Origin of the sequence: Paenibacillus sp. R14(2021), assembly GCF_019431355.1 — a bacterium.
Taxonomy (GTDB): domain Bacteria; phylum Bacillota; class Bacilli; order Paenibacillales; family Paenibacillaceae; genus Paenibacillus_Z.
Genome location: NZ_CP080269.1, coordinates 431,644 through 446,640, shown reverse-complemented (window position 1 = coordinate 446,640; position 14,997 = coordinate 431,644). Strand labels below are relative to the sequence as shown.

Below are 14,997 nucleotides of genomic sequence, written 5' to 3'. Positions count from 1 at the left end.
ATCCCTCCTGCAGGCATCCCTCAGCTCGAAGCTAATCGATGGAAACGGAATCCTGATGCATGGTGCTCATCGCAGATTTCGGACGGCCGAATTCTTGCTCGGCTTGTGTCTCGCTCTTAATGTCAATTTTCCAACCGGTTAATTTCGCCGCAAGACGCGCGTTTTGACCCTTGATGCCGATTGCGAGCGAAAGCTGGTAATCCGGCACGATAACCCGTGCCATCTTCTCTTGCTCATATACGATAACTTCGATGACCTTCGACGGGCTGAGCGCGTTAGCTACGTACTCCTCTACGTTCTCCGACCAGCGGACGATATCGATTTTCTCGCCTTTCAATTCCGTAACGATCGTTTGCACGCGCATTCCCTTCTGTCCGACGCAGGAGCCTACCGGATCCACTTCGGGGTTGCGGGAATGAACGGCGATTTTAGAACGGAATCCGGCTTCGCGCGCAACGGAGCGAATTTCGACGACGCCATCGTAAATTTCCGGCACTTCCAATTCAAACAAACGCTTAAGCAAGCCCGGGTGCGTACGCGACAAGAAGATTTGGGGCCCCTTCGTCGTGTTCTCCACCTTCGTGATGAACGATTTCACACGGTCGGCGTGCTTGAATTTATCCGTCGGCATCAATTCGGTCAGCGGCAGCACCGCTTCGACTTTACCGAGATCGATAAACAAATTGCGCACATCCTGGCGCTGCACGATACCATTGACGATATCTTCTTCTTTGTCGATGAAAGCATTGTAGATCAAGCCGCGCTCCGCTTCGCGAATGCGCTGCGTGACGACCTGCTTCGCCGTTTGCGCTGCAATTCGTCCGAAGTCGCGCGGCGTTACCTCGATCTCCGCGACATCGTCAAGCTGATAGTGCGGGTTAATTTCACGTGATGCCTCCACGGAAATTTCCATACGCGGATCAAGAACATCGTCAACAACCGTTTTGCGTGCATACACTTTGATCACGCCCGTAAAGCGGTTAATATCAACCCGGACATTCTGGGCCGTGTTAAAATTGCGTTTGTAACTCGAAATCAGGGCAGCCTCGATCGCCTCCAGCAAAATATCTTTGCTGATCCCTTTCTCTCTTTCAATTTCCGTTAAAGCTTCAATAAATTCCGCGCTCATTGGAAATAAGTTCCCCCTTTCAACTGGTTCCCTAACGTTATAGTGAAGCCTCGTTCTTCTCGAAATTAGAAGACGATGGCTAAACGGGCGCTTGCTACTTTCGGATACGGAATGATATGTTTTTTCTTGCCGATTTCAATCACGATTTCGTCTCCGTCAAAGGAAAGCAATGTTCCCTCAAATTCTTTCAAGCCTCCGATCGGCTCATAGGTCGTCACGAAAACATGTTTGCCGACGGATTTCGTTACATCCTCGGGCTTCTTCAGCGGACGTTCCGCACCTGGAGAGGATACTTCTAGAAAGTAAGCTTCGGCAATAGGATCGTTCTCGTCGAGCTTCTCGCTCAAATACTCACTGATCCGGCCGCATTCATCGATATCAATGTTGCCTTCTTTGTCCACGTAGACGCGAAGAAACCAGTTACTTCCTTCTTTGACATACTCTACGTCGACGAGTTCAAATCCATTTTCGTCGAGGAACGGTTTGACCATCTCTTCAACGGCGGTTTTGATTTTAGGTGTGCTCAAAAACGATGTACCTCCCACTGCAGCAAGGCATTCTCTCAAAAGCGCGCTGTCAGTATAATTTTCGGTTAGAATCGACCGGTACTTACTGCCCCGGTAGTTAATCGTAAACGTAAAAAGGTGCAGACAAAACGTAAAGAGTGGGTTTCCCCACTCTTCTGCGAAAAAGTCGTATCATCATCATTACCAGAAAGATTATACCATAACCATGAAGTGGTGACAAGATTGCACTGAGGATGCGCTCTGGGGCGATCACTCCGAGCTGGGCAGACCTAGACTTAAAGCGTTGAAAGCAGAAGCATCGGGTTACGTCGGTCTTACATCAACCCGGTTCAGTAATCGTCTAAAACAACGATAATTGGTTCGATTCAGGCAAACCGCGGAAACAGCCCATGCCTGTGAGCACCTCGATAATCGTCTTGGTTGCCTTGGACTTCTGCTGAAAGTCTTCGATGGACAGAAACTCGCCGAAGTCGCGTGCCGCCGCGATGTTTCGCGCTGCGTTCTCGCCGATGCCGCTGATGGCGCCGAATGGCGGAATAAGTGAACTGCCGTCCACAATGAATCGCGTCGCATCAGAGCGGTACAAATCCACCATTTTGAAGGAAAAGCCGCGAGCCGTCATTTCGAGCGCCATTTCCAGCAAGGAGACGCTGTTTTTTTCTTTCGGCGTTGCATTGAAGCCCTTGGCCTCAATTTCCGTCAGCTTGCGCGAAATCGCTTCATACCCTTGGCATAGCAGCTCCAAATCGAAATCTTCCGCACGAATTGAGAAATACGTCGCATAGTATTCGATCGGATGATAGAGCTTGAAGAACGCTGTCCGCACGGCAGAGATGACGTAGGCTGCGGCATGCGCTTTCGGAAACATGTACTCGATTTTGAGACAGGAATCAATGTACCACTGCGGCACCTTGCACTGCTTCATCTCTTCGATCCATTCCGGCGTAAGGCCTCGGCCTTTACGCACGCTCTCCGTGATTTTGAAAGCCAGTCCCGCATCCATGCCCGCTTTGTAAATCAGAAATAGCATTATATCGTCCCGGCAACCGATAACCGTCTTGATCGTGCACGTTCGGTTCTTGATCAGTTCCTGTGCGTTGCCTAGCCATACGCCTGTTCCATGAGATAAGCCGGAAATTTGGAGTAAATCCGCAAAGGTGGCCGGCTTCGTCTCCTCAAGCATCTGGCGAACGAACTTCGTCCCCATCTCCGGGACGCCGTAGGTAGCCACGGTAGAACGAATCTGCTGTGAGGTTACGCCAAGCGCGTCCGTCGAACTGAACATGCTCATGACCTTCGGATCGTTCATCGGAATCGTCGTCGGATCGATGCCGGTCAAATCCTGCAGCATGCGCATCATCGTGGGATCGTCGTGGCCCAGAATATCGAGCTTGAGCAGGTTTTCCTCGAAGGCGTGATAGTCGAAATGGGTTGTTTTCCACTCGGCATTCTGATCATCCGCCGGATATTGCACGGGTGTCACGTCTTCCACGTCGATATAGGAGGGGACGACGACAATGCCGCCGGGATGCTGGCCGGTGCTTCGTTTAACGCCGGTGCAGCCGCTGGCCAGCCTCGATAACTCCGCTCCACGCCATTTCTTGCCTTTGTCTTCCTCGTATTTCTTCGCAAAGCCGTAAGCCGTCTTCTCGGCGACGGTACCGATCGTACCTGCCCGGTAAACGGACTTCTCGCCGAACATCGTCTTCGTGAAATTATGCGCCGTTGCCTGATATTCGCCGGAAAAGTTCAAGTCGATATCGGGAACTTTATCGCCTTTGAAACCGAGGAACGTTTCGAATGGGATATCCTGGCCTTCGCCTTTGAGCGGCTTGCCGCAATTCGGACAAAGCTTGTCCGGCAGATCGAAGCCAGACGGGTAACTGCCGTCCAGAAACCATTCGCTGTATTTGCATTCGATGTTCAAGCACGTATAATGCGCAGGCAGCGGGTTTACCTCGGAAATACCAAGGAACGTAGCCACGACCGAAGAGCCGACGGACCCCCGAGATCCTACGAGATAGCCGTCTGCATTGGACTTCTTAACGAGACGTTCGGAAATGAGATAGTTCGCCGAGAAGCCGGCTTTCGTAATCGGAATAAGCTCCTTCTCCAGCCGTTGCACGACAACGTCAGGAATTGGTTCCCCATAGAGTCGCTTGGCCGTTTCATAGCAGGTGTTGCGCATTTCCTCGTCCGCGCCTTCCATGATGGGAACGAACAGCTTGGAAGGGAACATATCGAACGGCTCGAAGCGGTCCGCGAGCTCGTTGGTATTCTTCACGACGACTTCATAGGCGCGAGCCTCGCCAAGAAAAGCAAATTCGGCAAGCATCTCCTTCGTCGTGCGGAAATGTGCATCGGGTTTGTTCTGATCCTTCAGCGGACTGAATCCGGTAATACCGTGGATAGTAATGTCACGGAACATCTTATCCCGCTCCACGAGGTAGTGAACGTTACCCGTCGCAATGACCGGCTTGCCCAGCTTGTCGCCGATTTCGCATACACGGCGAATCGCCTGCTCGATCTCCGCCCGGCTTGCAACGAAGCCCTTATCGACGAGATGCATATAGAACGTGACCGGCTGAATTTCAAGAACATCATAATAATGGGCAGTCTCTTCCGCTTCCTCCATCGATTTATTCATGACTGCTTCAAAGAATTCGCCCTTCTCGCAGCCGGAAATAATAAGCAGTCCTTCCCTTAGTTCGGTAAGCTTACTCTTCGGAATGGTAGGAACGCGTTTGAAGTACTCTGTATGAGATATGGAAATTAATTTGAATAAGTTCTTTTTGCCCGCGGCATTAAGCGCATAGATGCAGCAGTGAAACGGTCGCATATTGGATAGATCGAGTCCCACATAATCGTTGAGCATTTGAAGCCCCGTAATGTTGCGTGCAGCTGCGTCGTTAATGAGACCGAAGAGCACGCCGCCAAGAGCGAGGGAGTCGTCGATCGCGCGGTGAGCGTTCTCGAGGCTGATTTTGTACTTATCCGCCAGCGTCCCGAGCCTGTGATTCTTCATCGTTGGATGAAGGAAACGGGCAAGCTCCAGCGTATCCAGCACGGGGTTCTTTACTTCCGGCATGCCAAATCGTTTGCAGCATTCTTGAATAAAGCCCATATCGAATCTCGCATTATGCGCCACAAGAATCGAATCGCCGATAAATGCAACAAATTCCCGGAGCTTAGGCTCCAGCTCGGGCGCATCGGCGACCATCTCGTTCGTAATGTTCGTCAGCTGTTGAATATGGTATGGAATGTCTTCGTGCGGGTTGATGAAGGTCGAGAACCGATCGATCTCTCTACCCTCCAGCATTTTCACGCCAGCAAGCTCGATGATCTTGTTGTTCATAACCGATAACCCGGTAGTCTCGATATCGAAAACGACGTAAACGGCCGTCGACATGACGTCTTCACGCGCATTCATGACCATCGGAATTGCATCGTTGACGACATTGGCTTCCAATCCGAACAACGCCTTGATCCCGTTCTTCTTCGCCGCCTTCGCCGCTTCCGGATAGCACTGCACATTTCCGTGGTCCGTAATCGCGATGGCCTTATGTCCCCATTTGGCTGCCTGTTTAATGTAAGCGTCCACTGGCGTCACTGCATCCATCGTGCTCATTGTCGTGTGCAAATGGAACTCGACGCGCTTCTCCTCCGCATCGTCCTTCGGTTCCCTCGGTGCCATCACCTCGTGAAGATCGGAAGGCATCATGACGAGCTCCGGCTCCATCATGAAACGGTCATATTCAACGCGTCCTCGCGCTTTGATCCATTTGCCGTTAGCGAGCTGCTTCAGCACCTTGACGTCGTCTTTCGTCTTCGCGAACATCTTCATAGCGATGGAATCCGTGAAATCCGTCACATTGAACGTGAACAGCGTGCTGCCGTTACGAAGCTCTTTCTCGTCGAGACCGAAGACCGCGCCCTGCACGGCAATCTTCTTCTCTTCCTCCAACACGTTCATGATCGGAACGGGTGCCTCGCGAATATCGTAGCCGACCACGAGACGAACATCGCCCTCTTCCACCTGCGGAGCTTCTGGAAGAGAACTTGTCATCATTTGCTGAATAACGTCACGTTCTTCTTGCTCCCGCTTCTGCGCGAACTGTTCGTAGACATCCTGCTTGGATTCCGTCGCAGCGGCCACGACAAGCTTCATTCGGCAGCCGATTGAGAATTGATCGTTGAAGAAAGCGACAGCCAGCTCGTCGATTCGTTTCTTCTTCGCCATATCCAGACCCATCTGGTCCATCATATGAAGCGTAATCAAATCGCCGTCCGTTTCCATCTGTGCCTTGTTCATCCATCCGTTGATCGAAGCATTGCTCTTCTGGAGCCACTCCAGAAATGCGGGCCAATATTCCGTAATCAAATCTGATTTGGCCACATCGTCGCTATAGTGAAATTGAAACGAAACTTGCGCAATATGGGCAAACTTCAACTGTATCGCCCTGCAAAAAACACCAAAAGCCGGTAAAGGAACCAAAGACGTTTTGCGTATGCAAAACGTCCATTCCCGGTTACTCCGGCTTACAATCACTTTGTCTATATACCCATCGCCAAAATGTTCATCCGTCAATTGCTGCGGCAGCTCCGCCTGCTTCATGAGCAGTTCGAATCGCTGCCGCTTATCCCCGGTTTGGTTCATGATGCCCTCCCCCAAAAATCAATACGCCCGAGCAAACACAACGGAATGCGCCGACTTCTCCCCGCATACCAAACAAGTTGTTTTGTGCTCTGCAGGTTCGAACGGAATGTTACGGCTTGTTGCTCCCGTCTCTTCCTTCACCTGACGCTCGCAAGCCTCGGAACCGCACCAGCCTGCAAGTGCAAAGCCGCGCTGCTCTTCGAACAAAGCTTTCATCTCGTCCAGCGTCTCCACTGAATACGAGTGCTCCGAACGGAATTGCTTCGCACGCTCAAGCATATCATTGTGGATCTCGGTCAGCATACGATTAATTTCTTCCTTCAAGCTAGCTTGCAGCACGATGCGTTTCTCGCCTGAGATCCGCGAAACAAGAACAACTTGTCCGTTCTCCATATCCCGAGGACCCAGTTCAAGGCGAATCGGAACGCCGCGCATCTCGTACTCGTTGAATTTCCAGCCCGGGCTCATGTCCGTGCGGTCATCCACCTTCACGCGAATGCCGGCTTTCTTAAGCTCGACATACAGCTCGTCCACGCGGCCAACAACCTGCTCGCGTGTCTTCGGAGGTCCGATCGGAATCATAACGACCTGCGTAGGCGCTACCTTCGGAGGAAGGACTAGACCGCGATCATCCCCATGCACCATGATCATCGCGCCCAGCAAGCGCGTGGAAACGCCCCAGGACGTCGTATGAACAAATTGCTGCGTGTTTTCGCGATCCAAATATTTAATATCGAACGCAACCGCAAACTTCGTACCCAGATAATGCGAAGTCCCTGCTTGTACCGCACGTCCGTCCTTCATCATCGCCTCGATGGAATACGTATCCACTGCACCCGCAAAACGTTCCGAAGGCGTTTTCTGTCCCATAATGACCGGAATCGCCAAGAAGTTCTCGCAGAAATCGCGATAAATCTCCAGCATCTGGTTCGTTTCTTCGCGAGCTTCCGATTCCAGCTCATGCGCGGTATGGCCTTCCTGCCACAGAAACTCTGTTGTACGCAGGAACGGCAGCGTCCGTTTCTCCCAACGAACGACGTTGGCCCACTGATTGATTAAAACAGGCAAATCCCGATATGATTGTATCCATTTAGAATACATATGGCCGATAATCGTTTCGGATGTCGGACGGATTGCTAGACGTTCCTCCAGCTTCTCGCCGCCGGCTTCAGTCACCCATGGAAGCTCCGGGTTGAACCCTTCGACATGCTCCTTCTCTTTCTGGAAGAAGCTCTCTGGAATAAACATCGGGAAGTACGCATTGCGATGACCGGTTTCCTTGAAGCGGCGGTCCAGTTCATCGCGCATATGTTCCCAAATTTCAAAGCCTTCCGGACGGAACACGATGCAGCCGCGAACCGGTGAATAGTCCATCAGTTCCGCTTTCTTGATGACATCGATGTACCAACGGGAGAAATCCTCGCCCTGCGGCGTAATTTCCGTTACGAATTGTTTTTCTTTCGACATGACCGACTAGTGCTCCCCTCTTACCAAGCGCAAAATATCATTATACGTAACAGCCAGCATCAGCAGCATCAGCATCGCAAACCCGATGAAATGCACCATGCTTTCCCGGTTCGGATCGACCGGACGGCCGCGAACTGCTTCCAGGCCAAGGAAGAGCAGACGGCTGCCATCGAGCGCCGGAACCGGCAGCAGATTGAATATCCCCAAATATAAACTTAATACAGCTACCCATGAAGTGAGCTGCGTGAAGCCTTGCTCTGCGATTTGGCTCGTCACTTGGGCCGTACGTAACGGACCGCCAAGATCATCCATTTTGAAATCACCGATAAGGATTTTCTTAAACCCGCCAAAGATCAAAATCGTCATGTTCTTCATTGCCTTGCCCGCGTAGGTGAAGGTTTCACCGAAGGAAACCGGTCGCGAAGGAATCGCTGCCGAAATACCGAGCTTCCCTACTCCGGTATCTGGATCCTTCTTCGGTGTGATTTTCGAAGTCAGCGGTTTGCCGTCCCTGATGACGGTAAACGTCAGCGGGACATTCACCGACTTGCTGATGATGCCGATCATTTTCTCGGAATCCGCACCGATCTTGATCCCGTTAATGGAATCAATTACGTCACCGACTTTGATATCCGCTTTGGATGCCGGCATACCAGCGACGATATCTCCTATAAGTAGCTTGTCTGGGTTCTCCATTGGCACCCCTGCCATTTGGAAATACGCAGCAAACAGCGCGAATGCCAGTATAAAGTTCATAACTGGCCCTGCAACAATCGCAAGCGCGCGCTGGCCTACCGTCTTGCTGCCAAACTGCCGATCGAGCGGCGCGATCTGCGTTTCTTTCCCCTTGCTGATCATGAGCGCCTGCGGATGAATGTCGAACGATTCAATCACGCCGTCAGCATTCAAGGCAAGTTTCAGCTTCCGTTCAATATCGATTGTTTCAACTTCTCCGCGTACGACATTGCTGCGTTCATCGAGCCGATCCAAGTAAATACGGGTGACGACGCCGTCCTTCACGCGCACAGCCACGGTTTGACCGGTCTGCACCTCAACCAATTCCGGATCTTCGCCAGCCATCCGTACGAATCCGCCCGCCGGTACAAGTCGCAGTGTATAGCGCGTTTCGCCTCGCTTAATGGAAAACAGCTTCGGCCCAAATCCGATTGCAAATTCTCTTACCAAAATTCCGGCACGCTTCGCAAAATAAAAGTGACCCCATTCATGGATGGTCACAATGACGAAGAAGACCATTACCGTCATAAAGACGACCTGTATCATATGCATCGCTCTCGAGCCTCCTGTTCGTAACGGCCTGTACTTAGATTATCATTATTCTCCCGTTCGATTCAAGAGAACCCCCTGTTAGAAGCTAAGCGCTGCCCGGCGCGCCCATGCATCTACTTCTGCAATCGCCTCTATGTCCGGGACATCGATGACATCATGGCGGTTCAGGACCGATGCGATAACATGCTCGATTTCAAGGAAAGAAATCTTCCCATCCAAGAATCGAGCAACAGCGGTTTCATTTGCAGCATTGAAGACGGTCGGTGCCGATCTGCCAGTCCTCCCGCTCTCGTATGCGAACCGAAGGCAAGGATACCTGTCGAAGTCCATTTCGCGAAAATGAAGCGCAGCCAGCTTCGCCAAATCCAAAGCTTCCGTCGGTGTCGATCTGCGTTCAGGATAAGTCAGTGCATATTGAATCGGAACGCGCATGTCCGGCATGCCGAGCTGCGCGACGATGCTGTGATCGATAAATTCCACGTACGAATGAATGATACTCTCCGGGTGGATTAACACCTTGATCTGATCATATGGCAGATCGAACAGCCAGTGCGCCTCGATGACCTCTAAGCCTTTGTTCGCCATTGTAGCGGAATCGATCGTTACCTTCGCACCCATGGACCAGTTGGGGTGATTGAGGGCTTCAGCGACGGTGACACCTTCAAGTTCAACTCTCGTACGATCGCGGAACGATCCGCCTGAAGCCGTCAGCGTAATTTGTTTCACGTCGCTTCGACGTTCACCGTTCAAGCATTGAAAAATAGCGGAATGCTCGCTGTCGATCGGAAGAATAGGGACGCCTCGCTCTGCCGCTCTTCGCATGACCAAATGTCCAGCGGTTACCAGCGTTTCTTTATTGGCCAGTCCGATTGTTTTACCTGCATCGATGGCTGCCAGCGTCGCCGGAAGCCCTCTGCTGCCAACAATGGCGGTCACGACATAATTCGCATCCGTCGAAGCGGCAATTTCTATCAAACCTTCATCTCCAAAAACAACCTTTGTACCGGCAGGAAGTGCTGCCTTCGCTTCCTCTGCAAGCGACCTTGTCGATACACAGACCATTTTCGCATGAAACTGTTTGGCTTGTTGAATAAGCAGCTCCACGTTGTTCCCTGCTGCCAGCCCTTCAACCTGATAACGATCCGGCTCGCGGCTGATAATGTCCAGCGTTTGCGTGCCGATCGATCCCGTAGATCCCAAAATCGTAATTTTCTTCAAGCAATTTGCCTCCTATGTCTCAGAGCGGCAGCAGATTGGTCATTACGAGCAGCGGAAACACGATTAACCAGCTGTCGCAGCGGTCCAGTACACCGCCATGGCCAGGGAGAATGGAGCCCGTATCCTTAATGCCGCGGACGCGCTTGTATGCGGATTGAATCAGGTCACCAAGCTGTCCCGCTACGGCTGCTGCAAGGCCAATAAGAAGTGCCCGTCCAATGCTGATCACATCCGGATAAGCGAACGCAAAAATAAGCGAGACGATAATAGCAAGCACGACGCCGCCCAGTGAACCCTCAACCGTTTTATTGGGACTGATTGCCGGCCACAGCTTATTCTTGCCAATCGCCCGTCCAGTAAAGTACGCTCCTATGTCAGATGCCCAGATCGCGCCGAATGCCATGCATGTCGTCATTAATCCATGCGAATCGCCATGACGAACCGCATACATCGCATGAAAGCCATAACCGATATACAGTGCGCCTAGGAGCATCAGTGCTGCACCGTCGATCGTAATGACATTCTTGGAAAGTACAGTGACCGTAAGCAGCAAAAACAAAACCAGCCAAAGCGTATGTAAAGCTGCCGGCTCCTTCAAGCCAAAGTCGCTCCAGGGCAAGAAAAGGACCAGCATCCCTGCGAGTCCAATCCATGCCAGCGGATGTTTAATTGAAACGCCGTTCATCCGGATGTACTCCATAAATCCAATTACGGCCAATAAGAGTAGAAGTGCGAAGAAAAACCATCCGCCAAGAATCGTCAGTACAATAAAGCCAGTGCCGCCTATGACACCAGTCACGATGCGTTGTTTCATCTGAAAAACACTCTCCAGTTCGGCTCGTTACAGTCCACCATATCGGCGAGCCCTGCGCTGATATTCACGGACCGCCTCATTGAAGTGCTCTTCTGTAAATTCGGGCCAATAAACGTCTGTAAACCACATTTCACTGTAAGCAAGCTGCCAAAGCATAAAGTTGCTGAGACGAAGCTCGCCGCTCGTACGGATAAGCAAATCCGGATCCGGCACATCGGCCGTCAACAGATACTGCTGCATATGAGATTCTTCAATCTGTCCAGGCGAAAGCTTCCCGTCCTGTACATCTTGTCCGATGCTCCGCACGGCTTCGATCATTTCCTTGCGGCTGCCATAATTCAGGGCAAAGGTAAGCACGATACCGTCATTGTTAGCTGTTTTGGCTATGGCGTCTTCCACGGCCTTCAGCGTATGATCCGGCAAATCGCCTTTATATCCCATCATCCGAATTTGGACGCGCTTCTCCATTAAATCCTTCAGCTCGCTCGCCAAAAACTCTTGCGGGAGCTTCATCAAAAATTCCACTTCCGCCTTCGGACGTTTCCAATTCTCCGTCGAAAAAGCATATAGCGTTAAATATTTGACACCAAGCCGATCTGCAGCCATTGTAATTCGCTTGACCGCTTTCATACCGGAATGATGACCGGCCATACGCGGCAGTCCGCGGCTCTTCGCCCACCTGCCGTTGCCGTCCATAATAATCGCGATATGCTGCGGTATGTTATCAGTATCAAGCATCTGCAACGGTTTTACGGACGCTTTGCCGAATAAGGCTCTTAATCGCTGTAACATGTTCGTCCTCCCGCCGCTAATGTCGATTTATGCAACAAACCCCACCATTCGGAGGGGCCGGTGAGCTTGTATTATACTTCCATGATCTCTTTCTCTTTCGAAGAAAGCACTTTTTCGACCTCAGCGACGAATTTGTCGGTCGTCTTCTGAACGTCGTCTTGATGACGACGGGATTCGTCTTCGGAGATGTCCGTCTTCTCTAATTTCTTGATGTCATCGTTTGCGTCGCGGCGAATGTTACGAATCGCAACCTTTGCTTCCTCGCCGAACTTCTTCGTCATTTTGACAAGTTCCGTACGACGCTCTTCCGTTAACATCGGGATTCCGATCCGGATCGTGATGCCGTCATTGGACGGAGTCAAGCCGAGATCCGATTTCAAAATCGCTTTCTCGATCGCTCCAAGCGAGGACTTATCCCATGGCTGAATGAGGAGCGTACGCGAATCAGGGGTATTGATGTTCGCCAATTGATTAACAGGCGTCATTGAGCCGTAGTATTCAACTTGAAGGCGGTCCAGAAGCGCAGGCGTAGCGCGGCCTGCACGAAGCGTAGACAGATCGCGTCTCAGCGCGCCGATTGCTTTCTCCATCCGCTCTTCTGCGTTTTTCTTAATGGATTGCGGCATTAGTTGACACTCCCTTTCATTACGATGGTTCCGATTTTCTCTCCAAGGACAACACGCTTAATATTACCTGCTTCCGTAATGGAGAATACGACAAGCGGAATGTTATTGTCCATGCAAAGCGATGAAGCCGTTGAATCCATAACACCTAGATTACGGTTCAACACTTCCATATAAGTCAACGTCTCGAACTTCTCGGCAGTCGCATCCTTAAACGGATCCGCCGAGTAGACGCCGTCTACTTTGTTCTTAGCCATCAAGATGACTTCTGCTTCTATTTCAGCTGCACGCAAAGCGGCAGTTGTATCCGTTGAGAAGAACGGGTTTCCAGTACCCGCTGCGAAAATAACGACGCGCCCTTTTTCCAAATGACGAATCGCACGCCGGCGTATGTACGGCTCAGCGATTTGCTGCATCGCGATGGATGTTTGCACCCGTGTCGGCACTTCGATTTGCTCAAGTGCGTCTTGCAGCGCCAATGAATTCATAACAGTCGCTAACATGCCCATATAATCGGCAGTTGCACGGTCGATACCTTTCGCCGAACCCGCAATGCCGCGCCAGATGTTACCGCCGCCAACGACGATAGCCACCTCAACATTCAATTCAACCACTTCTTTAACTTGCTCCGCGATCGAAGAAATCATTGCGGAATCAATACCATAGCCATTGTTACCCGAGAGCGACTCGCCGCTCACCTTCAGAACAATACGTTTGTACACGGGACTTTGCAACGTGGTTTACCTCCATCTTTGACCTTGTTTAAAGGCCGCATACTGTTATTAATGCTGCCTGTGGATAGAAAAAAACGGCGGGGCGAACGCCCCGCCCCGCCAGTGCGTTCGGATTACAATTTTGCTTGGGACATAACCTCAGCAACGAAGTTGTCTTCTTTTTTCTCCAAGCCTTCGCCAAGTTCATAACGAACGAAACGACGGATGGAAATGTTTTCACCGATTGTGCTGATTTTTTCTTTCAGCAGCGTGTGAATTGTTTTATCCGGATCTTTAATGAATGCTTGCTCAAGGAGGCAGTGCTCTTCATAGTATTTGCTGATGCGGCCTTCAACCATTTTTTCAACGATTTTCTCTGGTTTGCCTTCGTTCAGCGCTTGAGCTTTCAGAATCTCGCGCTCTTTGTCCAGCTCTTCTTCGGATACTTCTTCACGGCTGACAAACTTAGGGCTTGCAGCAGCGATTTGCATCGCGATGTCACGAGCGAATTCACGGAATTGTTCGGTTTTACCGACGAAGTCCGTTTCGCAGTTGATTTCAACCAGAACGCCGATACGGCCTCCAGCGTGAATATAAGATTCTACTGTTCCTTCAGTAGCTACGCGACCTGCTTTGTTCGCAGCAGCAGAAAGACCTTTCTCGCGAAGCAGATCAACCGCTTTCGCAATATCGCCGTTTGTTTCGTCAAGCGCTTTTTTGCAATCCAGCATACCTGCGCCTGTTCTTTCACGCAATTCTTTAACCGCACTAGCACTAACCGCCATGAGTCTAGACCTCCTGAAATAGTTGAATTCGTGATCATTTTAAAAAAAGGGCGGTGAGAGGTTATTCACCTTCTGACCACCCTTTCTGTTGTATCGCTAATGAAAATTAAGCAGTTGTTTGTTCGCCTTGGTGCGATTCAACGATTGCATCAGCCATTTTAGCTGTCAGCAATTTAACTGCGCGGATTGCATCATCGTTACCTGGGATCACGTAGTCGATTTCGTCCGGATCACAGTTCGTATCAACGATACCAACGATTGGAATACCAAGTTTGCGTGCTTCAGCAACCGCAATACGCTCTTTGCGCGGGTCGATGATGAACAATGCGCTTGGCAGGCCTTTCATGCCTTTGATACCGCCGAGGAATTTCTCAAGACGATCTTTCTCTTTGCGGAGAATGATAACTTCTTTCTTAGGAAGCACGTTGAAAGTGCCGTCTTCTTCCCATTTCTCGAGCGTTTTCAGGCGATCGATACGTTTTTGGATCGTTTGGAAGTTAGTCAGCGTGCCGCCGAGCCAACGTTGGTTAATGTAGAAGTTTCCGCAGCGTTCTGCTTCTTCTTTCACAGAGTCTTGCGCTTGTTTCTTAGTTCCTACGAAGAGAATCGTTCCGCCTTCTTCGCCGATCGAACGCACGAAGTTGTAAGCTTCTTCGACTTTCTTAACCGTTTTCTGCAAGTCAATGATGTAAATCCCGTTACGTTCTGTGAAGATATAACGATCCATCTTAGGGTTCCAACGACGTGTTTGGTGACCGAAGTGTACCCCAGCTTCTAGAAGCTGTTTCATGGAAATTACCGCCATCTCTTCAACACCTCCTGTTAAATGGTTTTTTTTGTGTTTCCTCCGCCGATCTCATTTTTCGCCATCACTCCGACCGGGTCGAAGCACCAATGACGAAATTAATCGACGTGTGATTTTAACACCGTCAATTACTATACCACATCTATATGCAGCCGCGCAACCGCAATTGACAGGATTCTC

The 14,997-nt window shown here is 50.8% G+C and carries 12 protein-coding genes; all 12 read right to left on the bottom strand.

Going from position 1 to position 14,997, the window contains the following annotated elements; genetic code table 11:
• Positions 1-31: 31 nt before the first annotated feature.
• The 12 genes from nusA to rpsB all read right to left on the bottom strand — a co-directional run bounded on the left by nusA (position 32) and on the right by rpsB (position 14,817).
• Entirely contained in the window at positions 32-1,129 is a 1,098-nt protein-coding gene (gene nusA / locus KXU80_RS02350) for a transcription termination factor NusA (RefSeq protein WP_219836701.1), read from the bottom strand.
• 65 nt (positions 1,130-1,194) lie between these two features.
• Positions 1,195-1,656 carry a ribosome maturation factor RimP gene (rimP, locus tag KXU80_RS02345; protein ID WP_219836700.1) on the bottom strand — a complete coding sequence of 154 codons (462 nt, stop codon included), beginning with the start codon at positions 1,654-1,656 and terminating at the stop codon, positions 1,195-1,197.
• A 340-nt stretch (positions 1,657-1,996) separates the two neighbouring features.
• Positions 1,997-6,313 (bottom strand): PolC-type DNA polymerase III, encoded by a 4,317-nt coding sequence (locus KXU80_RS02340; protein ID WP_219836699.1) that lies wholly within the window; start codon positions 6,311-6,313, stop codon positions 1,997-1,999.
• Between the two features lie 18 nt (positions 6,314-6,331).
• The gene (gene proS / locus KXU80_RS02335; protein WP_219836698.1) at positions 6,332-7,780 is read right to left on the bottom strand and encodes a proline--tRNA ligase; all 1,449 of its coding nucleotides are present in this window, start codon (positions 7,778-7,780) and stop codon (positions 6,332-6,334) included.
• Between the two features lie 6 nt (positions 7,781-7,786).
• Positions 7,787-9,067: an RIP metalloprotease RseP gene (gene rseP / locus KXU80_RS02330; protein ID WP_219836697.1), complete on the bottom strand. Its 1,281-nt coding sequence runs from the start codon at positions 9,065-9,067 to the stop codon at positions 7,787-7,789.
• 78 nt (positions 9,068-9,145) lie between these two features.
• The gene (locus KXU80_RS02325; protein ID WP_219836696.1) at positions 9,146-10,285 is read right to left on the bottom strand and encodes a 1-deoxy-D-xylulose-5-phosphate reductoisomerase; all 1,140 of its coding nucleotides are present in this window, start codon (positions 10,283-10,285) and stop codon (positions 9,146-9,148) included.
• 19 nt (positions 10,286-10,304) lie between these two features.
• Positions 10,305-11,099 carry a phosphatidate cytidylyltransferase gene (locus KXU80_RS02320; RefSeq protein WP_219836695.1) on the bottom strand — a complete coding sequence of 265 codons (795 nt, stop codon included), beginning with the start codon at positions 11,097-11,099 and terminating at the stop codon, positions 10,305-10,307.
• 27 nt (positions 11,100-11,126) lie between these two features.
• Entirely contained in the window at positions 11,127-11,891 is a 765-nt protein-coding gene (locus tag KXU80_RS02315) for an undecaprenyl pyrophosphate synthase (RefSeq protein WP_219836693.1), read from the bottom strand.
• Positions 11,892-11,962: 71 nt separating this feature from the next.
• Positions 11,963-12,517, bottom strand: coding sequence for a ribosome recycling factor (frr, locus tag KXU80_RS02310; protein ID WP_219836692.1), 555 nt, complete (start codon positions 12,515-12,517; stop codon positions 11,963-11,965).
• Positions 12,517-13,248 carry a UMP kinase gene (gene pyrH / locus KXU80_RS02305; RefSeq protein WP_219836691.1) on the bottom strand — a complete coding sequence of 244 codons (732 nt, stop codon included), beginning with the start codon at positions 13,246-13,248 and terminating at the stop codon, positions 12,517-12,519. The genes frr and pyrH overlap by 1 nt, the downstream gene beginning before the upstream one ends.
• A gap of 113 nt (positions 13,249-13,361) precedes the next feature.
• The gene (gene tsf / locus KXU80_RS02300; protein ID WP_219836690.1) at positions 13,362-14,012 is read right to left on the bottom strand and encodes a translation elongation factor Ts; all 651 of its coding nucleotides are present in this window, start codon (positions 14,010-14,012) and stop codon (positions 13,362-13,364) included.
• 106 nt (positions 14,013-14,118) lie between these two features.
• Positions 14,119-14,817: a 30S ribosomal protein S2 gene (gene rpsB, locus KXU80_RS02295; RefSeq protein ID WP_219836688.1), complete on the bottom strand. Its 699-nt coding sequence runs from the start codon at positions 14,815-14,817 to the stop codon at positions 14,119-14,121.
• Positions 14,818-14,997: the final 180 nt, after the last annotated feature.